This window comes from Rhodanobacter terrae (genome assembly GCF_042657005.1).
GTDB classification, from domain to species: Bacteria; Pseudomonadota; Gammaproteobacteria; order Xanthomonadales; family Rhodanobacteraceae; genus Rhodanobacter; species Rhodanobacter terrae.
Window position 1 is genome coordinate 90,618 of record NZ_JBHSNG010000014.1, and the last position, 11,794, is coordinate 102,411.

Genomic DNA, 11,794 nt, shown 5'->3' on the forward strand with positions numbered 1-11,794 from the left:
GATGCTCCTGTGTCTTGTGTCTTCAGTCTTTTGTAGGAGCGACTTCAGTCGCGATGCTTTTGCCATCTCGACGCCAGGAGCATCGCGCATTAGTGCGCTCCTGCAAGATCGCGCCAAGGGCGCTTGTCTCGCGGTCGATGCAGCGCCGCCCGCGCAAGGTCGCCTCGACCGCCCGATCCAGTCCGGTGTGCGGCTCGCTGCCGAGGAACGCGGCCAGCTTGCGGTTGTCCAGTTGCAGCGGCTGTTGCCACAGGTAGCGCATTTCGCGCAGCTCGCGGAATAGCGTCACGAACGGGGAGGCGAGTGTCGCCAGCCACCAGGGAAAGGCCCGGACCGGGAGCTTCGGATTGTCCACGGCGCGGCGGATGGTGTCCGTCATGGCGTTGCCGTCGACCCAGTGGCCACCGAAGTGGAAGCGTTCGAACACGGCCAGTTCGTCCTCGCGTTCCAGCAGACGAGCCACGGTTTCGCCGACGTCGGGCAGATAGGCCCAGGCATGGCGAAGCGCGCGCTCGCCCGGATAAACGATCGAGCGCGCCGGCCGGCCCGGCTTCACCATCGCCGCGAACCAGTTGTTGCCGGCGTGCGGACCGAAGAAGTCGCCGCAGCGCAGGATCAGCGAGCGCACGCCATCGGCCGACGCCTGTTGCAGGCGGCGTTCCAGTTCCACCCGGATCGCGCCCTTGCGGGTCCGCGGCTGTTGCGGCGAATCCTCGTGCAGCAGCGGCAGCGCGTCCGGAGCGAAGTTGTAGACGGTGCCGGGCAGCACGATGCGTGCACCGACGGCGCGCGCCGCCGCGATCGTGTTGTCCAGCATCGGCAGCACCAGCTTGTGCCAGTCGCGGTAGCCCGGCGGATTGACCGCGTGGACGATCACATCCACGCCGCGTGCCGCCTGCGCCACGTCGGCGGCGTTCATGGCATCGCCCGTGCGCCATTCGATGTCCGCCGACAGCATATCTGTCGACGGCCGGGGCCGCGCGGGATCGCGCACCAGCGCGCGCACTTGCCAGCCGCGCCGCCGCAGGGCGGCGGCGATTTCGCCGCCGGCGCCGCCGGTGGCTCCCAGGATCAACGCGATACGTGGCTTGTTCATGTAGGTTCTCCTTTCAAGGTGGGCCCAGCATGACCTCGACGTGCCTCGATGAAAATTCGCCAGGATCGAACTTCTGCTATACATAAATGCATGACGACGAACGAGCCCGGATGGGACTTGTACCGCTCTTTCCTCGCGGTCATGCGAGAGGGCAGCCTGTCCGCCGCTGCGCGGGCGCTGGGCATGACCCAGCCCAGCCTCGGGCGGCATGTGCGGCAACTGGAAGCGGACCTTGGCGTGGCGCTGTTCACTCGTTCGCCGCTGGGGCTCACGCCGACCGAGAACGCGCACGAACTGGTGCCGCACGCGCAAGCGATGGCCGCGGCTTCGGCGGCGCTGCGGCGCGCGGCGTCCGCGAGCAATCAGGAAATTCGCGGCGTGGTGCGCCTGACCTGCAGCGAAGTGGTGGGCGCCGAGGTGTTGCCGCTGATGCTGGCGGCGTTCCGGCGGCAGCATCCCGGCATCGTCATCGAGCTGTCGCTGTCCAACCAGTCCGAGGATCTGCTGCGCAAGGACGCCGACATCGCCGTGCGCATGCTGCGCCCGGCGCAGGCCGCATTGGTCGCGCGCCGCGTCGGCGGCATTCCGCTGGGGCTGCACGCGCACCGCTCGTATCTCAAGACGTACGGCCGTCCCCTGACGGTGGCGGACCTGCAGCAGCATGCCTTGATCGGCTTCGACCGCGAAACGCCCGCCCTGCGCGCCCTGCGCAGCCGGCTCCCGTTCTCGCGCGAGGACTTCGCCCTGCGCACCGACAACGACCTCGCCCAGCTGGCCGCGATCCGCGCCGGCTTCGGCATCGGCATCTGCCAGTGCCCGATCGCGCGGCGCGATCGCCAGCTGGTGCACCTGCTGCCGGATGTGTTTGCACTCGAACTCGACACCTGGCTGGTGATGCACGAGGACTTGCGCACGAGTCGACGCGTGCGTTTGCTGTACGACCATCTGGCGCGGACGCTCGGTGCTTATGTGGGTGGCCGGGCGTGACCGGAGGCGGCCCACGATGCTTGCTTTCGACTGCGGATTCCATTAATCGATGCAGTGGATGGTCGCCATCCGCGCTGGATTGTCGAACGGACTCCATTTCAGGCTGGCCGCCCCGGGCGACGATTCTTGCCGTCGGGAAGACGCCGTCCTAGAGTGGGCGGAACGCACGGTGATTATTCGCCGCGAGGAGTTACGGTATGGATATTTCCGATCTGCTCGCGACCATGGCGGCCGAGCGTGCGTCCGATCTGTACTTGAGCCATGGAGCGCCGCCGGCGATCGTCGTGGCGGGCGTCCAGCGCTTCCTGGGCGACAAGGCGCTCAGCCCCGGCGACACGCGTGCCATCGCCTACTCGGTGATGAGCGATCGGCAGCAGAAGGACTTCGAATCCACCCTGGAGATGAATCTCGGCATAGCCCCGGCAGGGGTCGGCCGCTTCCGCGTCAATATCTATCGGCAGCGCAGCGAGATCGCGATTGCGATCCGCTACATCTCCACCGAGATTCCTTCGATCGGCAGCCTGCGGTTGCCGGCGACCTTGCGCGATCTGGTGATGCTCCCGCGCGGGCTGATCCTGGTGGTAGGCGCTTCCGGTTCGGGCAAGTCGACCACGTTGGCCTCGATGCTCGATTATCGGAATCGAAATCGCGCCGGCCATATCCTCACGATCGAGGATCCGGTCGAATATCTGCATGAACACCATCAGTCGATCATCGATCAGCGCGAGGTCGGTATCGACACATTGAGCTATGCCAACGCGCTGCGAAACGCCATGCGCGAGGCGCCCAACGTGATCATGATCGGCGAGATCCGCGACCGTGAAACCATGCAGCAGGCGATCGCCTACGCGGAGACCGGCCACTTGTGCCTCTCCACGCTGCATGCCAACAACGCGAATCAGACGCTGGACCGCATCCTCAACTTCTTTCCCGACACCGCGCGACACCAGTTGCTGATCGATCTTTCGCTCAACCTCAAGGCCGTCGTCTCGCAGCGGCTGTTGCACGCGGTGGACGGCACGCGCGTCCCGGCGGTCGAACTGTTGCTGGTCACCGCCTACATGTCGGATCTGATCGAGAAGGGCGAGATCGCGACGATTCGCGAGGCCATGAAGCAGAACGCCGAAGTGGGTATGCAGACCTTCGATCAGGCACTGTATGCGCTCTATGCCGCCGGCACGATCGGTTATGCCGAAGCGCTGGAACATGCCGATTCGCGTACGGATCTGGCTCTCCGTGTCCGCCTGCAGGGGCCCGTGCCGAATGAAAGCGCACGCGGGGTTATCGAGGGTGTGGATGTACCGCTGTCCTTGCAGCTGGGCAGGTGAGCGCACTCGCCGCGGACGGTATGTCGCGGTATTTTCGGCCTGTCCACGATCGCCGCGCGTCGGCAGCTGCGCAGTACAGTCGTCACGGCGATGTTTCATCCTCGTGCGCCGATGCGGAGTCGGGATCTTGCGCCTGTCGGCGTGGCCATCGCACCACGCCGAGGTGCTTGGCAACGATGACCAGTGCGGCGAAGGCCAGCGCGCCCGCCGACGTTACGTACGTACCCGGGCGAAGCAGCAGCGCGACGTGCACGGCAAGGGCCACGGCGATGCCGATGGCGACCAGCCAGGTGGGCATGTTCCGACGACCATGCCTCATCGATGACCTTCCCGCGACGCCAAAGTGAAATGCAGATCGCCGATGCCGACATCACCACTCTCCAGCACGTGGAAACCGCGGCCGACAAGAAGCTCGCGCACTTCCTCCGCCGTGACGGAGCCGTGGCGATGAAGGCGCCCCAGCCAGCCCCCGCGCCGGCGTGTGGGCACCCGGAAGTCGGCCATGAGAACGCGTCCGCCGGGCCTGAGCACCCGCGTTATCTCGATGGCGCATGCGCGCCGAAGCGGCCGCGGCAGATGATGGAGCATCAAGGTGCTGAACACGACGTCGAAGCTGCCGTCGGGAAACGGCAGTGTTTCCACCGAAGCGATCCGGAAGCCCACCGGCATGCGGCGCCTTCGGGCTTTGCGCGAGGCTTGCTCGATCATTTCCCTCGAAGCATCGATGCCGTGCACCGTGCCGCCGGCTCCGACGCGGGCCTTGGCAGCCAGTGCGAGCGAGCCCGTTCCGCAGCCGACGTCTAGCACCGCCTCGCCGGGAGCCAGTCCCGCGAGCCCGACGAGCCGCTCGTGCAGGGCATGGCCATGTCCCAGCGTCAGCAGTCGCACGACGAAGTCGTAGTAGCGCGCATGCGAGTGCAGGACGAGTCCTTTCGTGGCGGGTGTTGATTCGGTCATGATCAGCGTGCCGTGCGATCGCCGCTTCTGCGGTGGTGCGCTAATGTGATACTGATCGGTCGACACGAGAAGGACAGCAGCGGTTCGATTGTTCGATTCCGGACAAGAAGCCGCACAGCGTCCGGAAACGTTCGGGCCAGAACGGTTCGAGCCAGCACAGTCCGGACCAGAACAGTCCGGACCAGAACAGGCAGACTCCGATGAGCGACATGCGAAAGACCGATTCCCGGGCAAGCAGGACCAGGCTCCTGCTGCATCGATCACTGGCGACGCTGATCCACGAGAAGAGTTATGACGCCATCGTGGTGAAGGAGATCCTTGCGCGCGCGCACTTGGCGAGATCGACCTTCTACGCGCATTTCGACAGCAAGGAGGAGCTGCTGCTCAGCAGCATCCGGTACGTGCTGGCCGTGGCGCGCGATCGGCTGCCCGAGTTATCCGATCCGGTCGACAGGCTGCTCTACTTCAGCCTTCCCGTTCTGCAGCACATCGAGGCGCATATCCAGCAGGCACCCGTTGCTGCGACGAGGCGTGGCCATCGGCAGGTTCATCGGCGCCTCGAGAAGATACTGATCGAACAGGCCGAAGCCGATATCCGGCGAGCGCCACTCGATCGGGACATGCCCGCCACACCGCCCGAACTTCTGGCGCAGCACCTCGTCACCACGTTCCTCGTGGTCATCGACTGGTGGCTGCACTGCCGGCCGGCGCCGAGTGCGCGCGAGGCCGACGACTCCTACCGGGTGCTGGTGGAGCCCATCTTGCGCATGGGCCGCTGCGCTTGATCAGCGGCCTTCGGCTTCCAGCACGATGCGGTAACGGGCCTTGCCGTCCGCGAGCTGCTTCAGCGCCTCGTTGACCTTGGCCATCGGGAACATCTCCACCTGCGGGCGGATGTCGTGGCGGGCGGCGAAGTCCAGCATGCGGGCGATGTCGACCGGCGAGCCGCTGGGCGAGCCGGAGACGTCGCGTTGGCCGGCGATCAGCGCGAAGGCCGGCACCGGGATCGGTTCCAGCACCACGCCGACCACGTGCATGCGCCCCTTCGGCGCCAGCGTCCCGAGCAACGCGTTCCAGTCCAACGGCACGTTCACCGTGACCAGCAGCAGGTCCAGCGTGCCGGCGATCGCCTTGATCGCATCGGAGTCGCGGCTGGCCACCACGTGGTTCGCACCGAAGCCGCGAGCCTCGTCGGCCTTGGCGGCAGTGGAGGTGAACGCGGTGACTTCGCAGCCCCATGCCGCAGCGAACTTGATCGCCATGTGGCCGAGGCCGCCGATGCCGACCACGCCGACCCGCGCCGTCGGCTTGATGTCATAGGCCAGGAACGGCTTGAACACGGTGATGCCGCCGCACAGCAACGGACCGGCGCTGGCCAGGTCGATGCCGTCGGGCAGCGGAATCGTCCACGCCCAATGCGCGCGCAGCTTGTCGGCGAAGCCGCCGTGCCGGCCGCCGATGGTCGCCACCGATGACGCGCACAGGTTCTGGTCGCCGGACAGGCACTGGCGGCAGTGCATGCAGCTTTCCGCGGTCCAGCCGATGCCGACACGCTGGCCGACGCTCAGCCCCTTCGCATGCGCACCCAGCGCGGTGATCCGGCCGATCACTTCGTGGCCGGGAATGAAGGGATAGCGCGCGTTGCCCCATTCGTCACGGATCATCGACAGATCCGAATGGCAGATGCCGCAGTAGTCCACCGCCACTTCGACTTCCTCGGCGCCGAGCGCGCCTGCGTCGAACGTGGCCGGTTCGAGGGGTTGGCCGGCGGCGTTGACGGCCCAGCCTTTGATCGTTGACATGACGGACTCCGGCGAGAAGGGGAACCTCAAGAGTACGCCGTTGCGCCCGTGACGACAGGTGCCTTCGACGCAGGATTGGACGCGGCGGCACGACTGTTGGCATGCTGCCGGTCTTCCCCACCATCGGAGCATCCCCATGCTTTACCGCCGCCTCGGAAAATCCGGCCTGCAACTGTCCGCGCTGTCGTTCGGCGCCTGGGTCACCTTCGGCAAACAAGTGGGTCGCACGCAGGCGCGCGAACTGCTGGCGCTGGCGCACGATCGCGGGGTCAACTTCTTCGACAACGCCGAGATCTACAACCATGGCGTGGCTGAGCAGGTGATGGGCGATGTGCTGGCCGACCTGCGCTTTCCGCGCGACAGCTACTGCGTCTCCAGCAAGGTGTTTTTTGGCGCGGTCGACAAGCCGCTGCCGACCCAGCGCGGGCTGTCGCGCAAGCATGTGATGGAGGCTTGCACGCAGGCGCTGCAGCGCCTGCGCGTCGACTATCTGGATCTGTATTTCTGCCACCGCGCCGATCCGGATACGCCGATCGAGGAAACCGTGGCGGCGATGGATACGCTGATCCGCCAGGGCAAGGTGCTGTACTGGGGCACCAGTGAGTGGCCGGTCGAGGCGATCCACGAGGCGCACCGCATTGCGCGCGAGAACCATCTGTACGCGCCGGTGATGGAGCAGCCCGAGTACAACCTGCTGCACCGCGAGCGGGTGGAAGTGGAATACGCGCCGCTGTACGAGGCCTATGGCATGGGGACCACGATCTGGTCGCCGCTGGCATCCGGTCTGCTGAGCGGCAAGTACAACGACGGCGTGCCGGCCGATTCACGGCTGACCCAGCCCGGTTACGAGTGGCTGCGCGAGAGCGCGCTGAGCAAGGAGCGGATCGGCAAGGTGCGCGCGCTGCAGCCGGTCGCCGACGAGCTGGGCACCAGCCTGGCGCAACTGGCGATCGCCTGGTGCCTGCTCAATCCGCACGTCTCCACCGTGATGCTGGGAGCGAGCCGGCTGGAACAGCTGGAGCACAACCTCGGCGCGCTGGACGTGCTGCCGAAGCTGGACGAGGCGATGTGTCAGCGTATTGCGCAGGCGGTTGCGTGAGCTCTGCGACAGGTGGCGGCGGCTCCTGACCCTGCCGTCGCCCCGACTTCTCCAGAGATCAGCGGCTTATCGCCAACAGTCCAACTGGGTCACGCGGCAAGCGTCAGGGTTAAAGACCTTGTCACTGGCACCGCCAGGGTGATGCCTGCTTTTGCGATATTCCGCGCACCGCCCACGTGAAACATCATCTGAAGCAAACGAGCCCGACGTTGTTTCAAATCGGGATTTCACCCCTTCTTGGACGATCTGCTCCAACGTTTCACCCAGTCGCAGATCAGGTTCAGCGCCCGAGGGGACATGGTTTCCTCAATGCCGTTGTACTCATTGGGAGCACCAGTTTTCGCATCCTGCAGCAAGTGGTTCATGCCGGGCATCTCGACGATGGTCGCGTGCGGATTGTGTGCCAGGGCTTGCCGCATCGCCACAAGGTCATCCTGCGCCGGCACCTGCAGATCTAGCGAGCCGTTGAGAGCCAGTATGGGCACCGTCAGCTTCCGCAACGCTGGCGCCGGATCGTAAGCGAGAAAGTACCGTTCCCAGGAACTGGTGACGTCGGTCGCGAGGTTCTTGGCCTCGTTCGGATCGACCGTCTTGTCCTTGATGCCTTGCGCGACAAGGGCGTCGGCCCGCTTGCGCGCGGCCTGTGCGGAGGGCGCGGCGATGATCGCATCGTAGAGGCGTTGGTCGAACAACTTGCGGCGCGCGATGTACTCGTCAGGGGCGCCGTAGGCTTTGGCAGTCATCGCCGACTGCAGCACGAACAGACGATCGCCGCGGATCGCCGGACCGGCGATGGTGACGACAAAGGCGACATTGGGATCCCGATCGGCCACCATCGGCGCGATCACTCCCCCCTCGGAGTGGCCGAGTACGCCAATACGGTTTGCGTCGATTCCCGGTTGGCGGCGCAGCCACGCCACGGCGGCATCAGCATCGCTGGCAAAGTCGGCCGTGGTGGCGGCATCGTAGTCGCCGCTGGAACCGCCCACGCCGCGCTTGTCGTAGCGAAGCACGGCGACCCCGGCACGGTTGAGCGCATCGGCCAACACCAGAAACACCTGGTGGTTCCACACGGTCTCGTCACGGGTGTTGTGGCCAGTGCCCGAAACCAACACCACCGCGGGGAAAGGACCTTTGCCCGACGGCACGCTCAAAGTGCCGGCCAGGGTAACGTGAGCGCGCTGGTTGGGGAAAAGCACATCCCGCGACGTGTAGGGACGAGGGCCGGCCTGGATCGCCGCTTCCTGCGGGCGCTTGGGCGGTGCCGGATACAGTTCGGCATCGGTGGCGTGATGCAGATCCAACGGATAGGTTTTCTGGAAGGTCAGCTGGCCATGCCAAGCTTTCCGGCCGGCGTCCCAGTCCCCGTCGTACCCGAGGCCGAGGGCGGTGGCGCCGAAGTGCAGATGCCGGCCATTTGCCGTTATGTCGTCCAGCGGCGTCTGATTGTCGCTCGGGTTGATTAGCACGCCGCTGTAGCCGTGCCCGACCTTGTCGATGTGCACCAGCACCCGAAAACCGCTGGGTAGATGGCCGATCCAGTCGCCGCTGGCATCCTGCGCCCATGCCGCGGGCCTTGCTATGGCAAGCAAAAGGACGAACGATGCCCAAGCCTTCATGTGCTTCCTCCCCTTGGAGCGGCGCCTCGCCGGGTTGCGGACATTGCTCTCCGGGCGATGGTGTTCCATAGCCTATCAACAGAAGAGGCCCCGAGCCGCCCCGGGTTTTACCCCCGACGGCTACTCCAACCACCGTCGACCTCGCGACGGTGGCACGATTGCTGTGCATGGCGCGCTGGTTGACCTACGACGATTTCACGACCGAAACGGCGATGACTCCATATCGGACGTCTTCGCTGTAGCCGGCTGGCCGGACTCGAAGTGCTGGACGCGCGGCCCGCGGTGCGAGTTTCCGCACTGGGCGGCGGGATCGCGCGCGGCATCGCGTGGGCCGAGGGGTTGGCGTTGGAGGCTAAGAGCCTGTTCACGACCTCCACATAGCCCGGGTTTGCTTGCCGTGGCCACCACCTGGCGGCCACGGCAAGGCAACCCGGAGGGCCTGGAGCCGTTTGCCCGCATCCCTGCGTCATCACTCGGTCGTGGATGGACATCCACTCCCTTCGTTCTTCCTTGGCCTGCGCGCAAACAGCTCCAGGCGCGGGCCATGTGGAGATCGAGAACAGGCCCTAATCGTGCGGGCGGCGCAGGTCGTCGGCGTCGGTGGTGTGGAAGTGCCGCTTGAACGCGACCTCGCCGCTGGCAGGTTCCTCCAGCTCGCGGGCGTAGCGATGGCCGGCGTAGACCGCGTGCGCGATCAGGCCCGGTGCCTCGGCGTCGCCGATGCAGCGCAACGACTGCACGCCGGCGGCGGACCATTCCGTCCCGCGCTGCAGCAGCTGCTGGTACAGCGCATCGTCGGGCACGCGGGCGGTCACGGCGACTACCGCGTCGCAGCCAAGCTCGCGGCGCCGATGGGTCCAGACGTCTTCGACGGTCAGCGTGGTACCGTCGAAGCCGATGATGTCGTGAGACACCAGCGGCTCGATGCCGAGCGTGGCCATCCGCTTGCGGATATGCCGGTAGTCGAGCGTGTGCTGGCTCCATGGCGCGATGCTGTCGTCCGGAGTCAGGTGGATCACGTCGCAACCGCGCAGGCGCAACATCTCGGCGGCCACGCTGCCGTAATAGAAGCCGTCGTCGTCGAACACGACCACGCGGCCTTTCGGCAGGCGTCCGTCCATCAGGTCGTCGGGTGTGTAGATCCGCGCGCCGTCGGCGAAGCCGGGAATGGCGAAGCCGTTGCTGCGGCCGTAGCCGTCGCGGCGCCAGTGGCAGCCGGTGGCCAGCACCACGTGTTCGGCGCCGAAGTCGAGCACGTCCTGCGCGGTCAAGGCCGAATCGAGGTAGACGGCTATATTCGCGAGTTTGTCGATCTGCCCCACGCGCCAGTCGCGTACGCGCGCCCATTCGGCCAGGCCGGGCAGGCGCGCTTCGCGGCTGACGCGGCCGCCGAGTTCGCGGCGCGCCTCGGCCAGGCTCACCTCGCAGCCACGCTGGCCCAGCGCGCGTGCGGCCTCCAGCCCGGCCGGGCCGGCGCCGACCACCAGCACGCGTGCCGGCGTGCGTGCCGGCGCGATGCGTTCCGGATGCCAGCCCTTGCGCCATTCCTCGCCCATGGTCGGGTTCTGCGTGCAGCGGATCGGCGAGATGGTCATGTCGCCGGAGACGCAGACGTTGCAGCCGATGCATTCGCGGATGTCATCGATGCGGCCTTGCTCGATCTTCCTCGGCAGGAACGGATCGGCGATCGACGGCCGCGCGCAGCCGATCATGTCCAGCACGCCGCGCTTGAGCTGCGACACCATGGTGTCGGGCGAGGTGAAGCGGCCCACGCCCACCACCGGCTTGCTGGTGGATTTCTTGACGAAGTCGATGAACGGCTCCTGCGCGCCTTCGCCGGCGAAGCGCGATGGCACCGAGTCGTTGTACCAGGCGGCGAGGTTCACGTCCCAGAGATCCGGCAGCTCGGCCAGCATGCCCACGATGTCCTTCGCCTCGGCCAGTTCCACGCCGCCGGGGCCGAGCAGCTCTTCGGTGGCGAAGCGCAGCGCCACCGCGCAGCGATCGCCGACCGCGTCCCTGGTGTCCTGCAGCACCTCGCGCAGCAGGCGCACGCGGTTCTCCAGCGAGCCGCCGTAGGCGTCGCTGCGCTGGTTGCGCCGGCGCTGCAGGAAATGCATCGCCAGCGACAGGTCGTGTGCCGCGTAGACGTAGATGATGTCCATGCCCGCGCGCTTGCCGCGGATCGCCGCCTCGCGGTGCCAGCGCCGGTACTCGCGGATGTCGTGCAAGGTCATCGCGCGCGCCTGCGACGGGTAGCCGTATTTGGACGGCTGGTGCGAGGGCGCCAGCAGCACCTCGCGCGAATACAGGTTCGACGCGGCGGGGCCGTTGTGGGTCAGCTCCAATGCGGCCAGTGCGCCGTGCGCGTGCACCTTGTCGCACATCAGCGCCAGCGCGGGGATGTCACGGTCGTCCCACAGCCGCGCCTCGACGTAGGGCGTGAGGTCGCCGCTGGGATGGATTTCGCATTCCTCGGTGGAGACCACCGCCCAGCCGCCCTCCGCCTTGGTCTCGCGCATAGCCGCATGCGCCAGCGGCATCGCGTGGCCCATGCCGTTGCAGTGCGGTACCTGGAAGAAGCGATTCTTCGCGGTGACCGGGCCGATCTCGAGCGGGGTGAACAGGATGTCGTAGCGCGGGTCTCTCATTCCGGAATGGCCTCGGTGGGTGGCACGCTCCGAATGGATGGGCACGACGGGCAGCCGCCTTCGGGAGCTTGCATGTCCCGCCTACCGTCTCGTACCCGCCGCAGCGTTCGCCCGATCCAGCCTAATGTCTCCGTAAGAGACTTCCCGTCAATACCGCCCGCTTGATGCTCTTGCCTTGAGCTTTCAGGCTTTCGCTGGCCATCATGTTGTCCTCTGTGTTGCGTCGTGCATGTCAGTGCGTGCGGCGTTGAACGT

Annotated in this window: 10 protein-coding genes; 4 read left to right on the top strand and 6 right to left on the bottom strand. The window is 66.4% G+C overall.

The window, feature by feature from the left end; genetic code table 11:
• Positions 1-22: 22 nt before the first annotated feature.
• Positions 23-1,096, bottom strand: a complete 1,074-nt coding sequence (locus ACFPPB_RS13515; RefSeq protein ID WP_377327930.1) for an NAD-dependent epimerase/dehydratase family protein — start codon at positions 1,094-1,096, stop codon at positions 23-25.
• A 90-nt stretch (positions 1,097-1,186) separates the two neighbouring features.
• Here ACFPPB_RS13515 and ACFPPB_RS13520 point away from each other — a divergent pair, with 90 nt between their 5' ends.
• Together ACFPPB_RS13520 and ACFPPB_RS13525 are read left to right on the top strand one after the other, a co-directional pair.
• On the top strand, positions 1,187-2,083 hold the full coding sequence (locus ACFPPB_RS13520) for a LysR family transcriptional regulator (RefSeq protein ID WP_377327932.1): 897 nt from the start codon (positions 1,187-1,189) through the stop codon (positions 2,081-2,083).
• 197 nt (positions 2,084-2,280) lie between these two features.
• The gene (locus tag ACFPPB_RS13525) at positions 2,281-3,411 is read left to right on the top strand and encodes a PilT/PilU family type 4a pilus ATPase (protein WP_377327934.1); all 1,131 of its coding nucleotides are present in this window, start codon (positions 2,281-2,283) and stop codon (positions 3,409-3,411) included.
• A gap of 82 nt (positions 3,412-3,493) precedes the next feature.
• Here ACFPPB_RS13525 and ACFPPB_RS13530 read toward each other — a convergent pair whose 3' ends face one another.
• Both ACFPPB_RS13530 and ACFPPB_RS13535 read right to left on the bottom strand, forming a co-directional pair.
• Positions 3,494-3,709, bottom strand: a complete 216-nt coding sequence (locus ACFPPB_RS13530; protein WP_377327936.1) for a hypothetical protein — start codon at positions 3,707-3,709, stop codon at positions 3,494-3,496.
• A 17-nt stretch (positions 3,710-3,726) separates the two neighbouring features.
• On the bottom strand, positions 3,727-4,368 hold the full coding sequence (locus ACFPPB_RS13535) for a class I SAM-dependent methyltransferase (protein WP_377327938.1): 642 nt from the start codon (positions 4,366-4,368) through the stop codon (positions 3,727-3,729).
• A 200-nt stretch (positions 4,369-4,568) separates the two neighbouring features.
• On the opposite strand from ACFPPB_RS13535, the gene ACFPPB_RS13540 reads away from it, so the two are divergent.
• On the top strand, positions 4,569-5,153 hold the full coding sequence (locus ACFPPB_RS13540; RefSeq protein WP_377327940.1) for a TetR/AcrR family transcriptional regulator: 585 nt from the start codon (positions 4,569-4,571) through the stop codon (positions 5,151-5,153).
• Here ACFPPB_RS13540 and ahr read toward each other — a convergent pair whose 3' ends face one another.
• Entirely contained in the window at positions 5,154-6,170 is a 1,017-nt protein-coding gene (ahr, locus tag ACFPPB_RS13545) for an NADPH-dependent aldehyde reductase Ahr (protein WP_377327942.1), read from the bottom strand.
• A gap of 136 nt (positions 6,171-6,306) precedes the next feature.
• On the opposite strand from ahr, the gene ACFPPB_RS13550 reads away from it, so the two are divergent.
• Positions 6,307-7,269 carry a potassium channel beta subunit family protein gene (locus tag ACFPPB_RS13550; protein WP_377327944.1) on the top strand — a complete coding sequence of 321 codons (963 nt, stop codon included), beginning with the start codon at positions 6,307-6,309 and terminating at the stop codon, positions 7,267-7,269.
• A gap of 227 nt (positions 7,270-7,496) precedes the next feature.
• On the opposite strand, the gene ACFPPB_RS13555 is transcribed toward ACFPPB_RS13550, so the two are convergent.
• Both ACFPPB_RS13555 and ACFPPB_RS13560 read right to left on the bottom strand, forming a co-directional pair.
• A complete protein-coding gene (locus tag ACFPPB_RS13555; RefSeq protein WP_377327946.1) occupies positions 7,497-8,888 on the bottom strand; it encodes an alpha/beta hydrolase family protein in 1,392 nt (463 codons plus the stop codon).
• A gap of 566 nt (positions 8,889-9,454) precedes the next feature.
• Positions 9,455-11,539, bottom strand: coding sequence for an oxidoreductase (locus ACFPPB_RS13560; RefSeq protein WP_377327948.1), 2,085 nt, complete (start codon positions 11,537-11,539; stop codon positions 9,455-9,457).
• Positions 11,540-11,794: the final 255 nt, after the last annotated feature.

Coding starts and splice junctions, on each gene's coding strand:
- ACFPPB_RS13515 (WP_377327930.1), bottom strand. CDS start 1,096: ATGAACAAGCCACGTATCGCGTTGATCCTGGGAGCCACCGGCGGCGCC.
- ACFPPB_RS13525 (WP_377327934.1), top strand. CDS start 2,281: ATGGATATTTCCGATCTGCTCGCGACCATGGCGGCCGAGCGTGCGTCC.
- ACFPPB_RS13520 (WP_377327932.1), top strand. CDS start 1,187: ATGACGACGAACGAGCCCGGATGGGACTTGTACCGCTCTTTCCTCGCG.
- ACFPPB_RS13540 (WP_377327940.1), top strand. CDS start 4,569: ATGAGCGACATGCGAAAGACCGATTCCCGGGCAAGCAGGACCAGGCTC.
- ACFPPB_RS13530 (WP_377327936.1), bottom strand. CDS start 3,709: ATGCCCACCTGGCTGGTCGCCATCGGCATCGCCGTGGCCCTTGCCGTG.
- ACFPPB_RS13555 (WP_377327946.1), bottom strand. CDS start 8,888: ATGAAGGCTTGGGCATCGTTCGTCCTTTTGCTTGCCATAGCAAGGCCC.
- ACFPPB_RS13535 (WP_377327938.1), bottom strand. CDS start 4,368: ATGACCGAATCAACACCCGCCACGAAAGGACTCGTCCTGCACTCGCAT.
- ACFPPB_RS13550 (WP_377327944.1), top strand. CDS start 6,307: ATGCTTTACCGCCGCCTCGGAAAATCCGGCCTGCAACTGTCCGCGCTG.
- ahr (WP_377327942.1), bottom strand. CDS start 6,170: ATGTCAACGATCAAAGGCTGGGCCGTCAACGCCGCCGGCCAACCCCTC.
- ACFPPB_RS13560 (WP_377327948.1), bottom strand. CDS start 11,539: ATGAGAGACCCGCGCTACGACATCCTGTTCACCCCGCTCGAGATCGGC.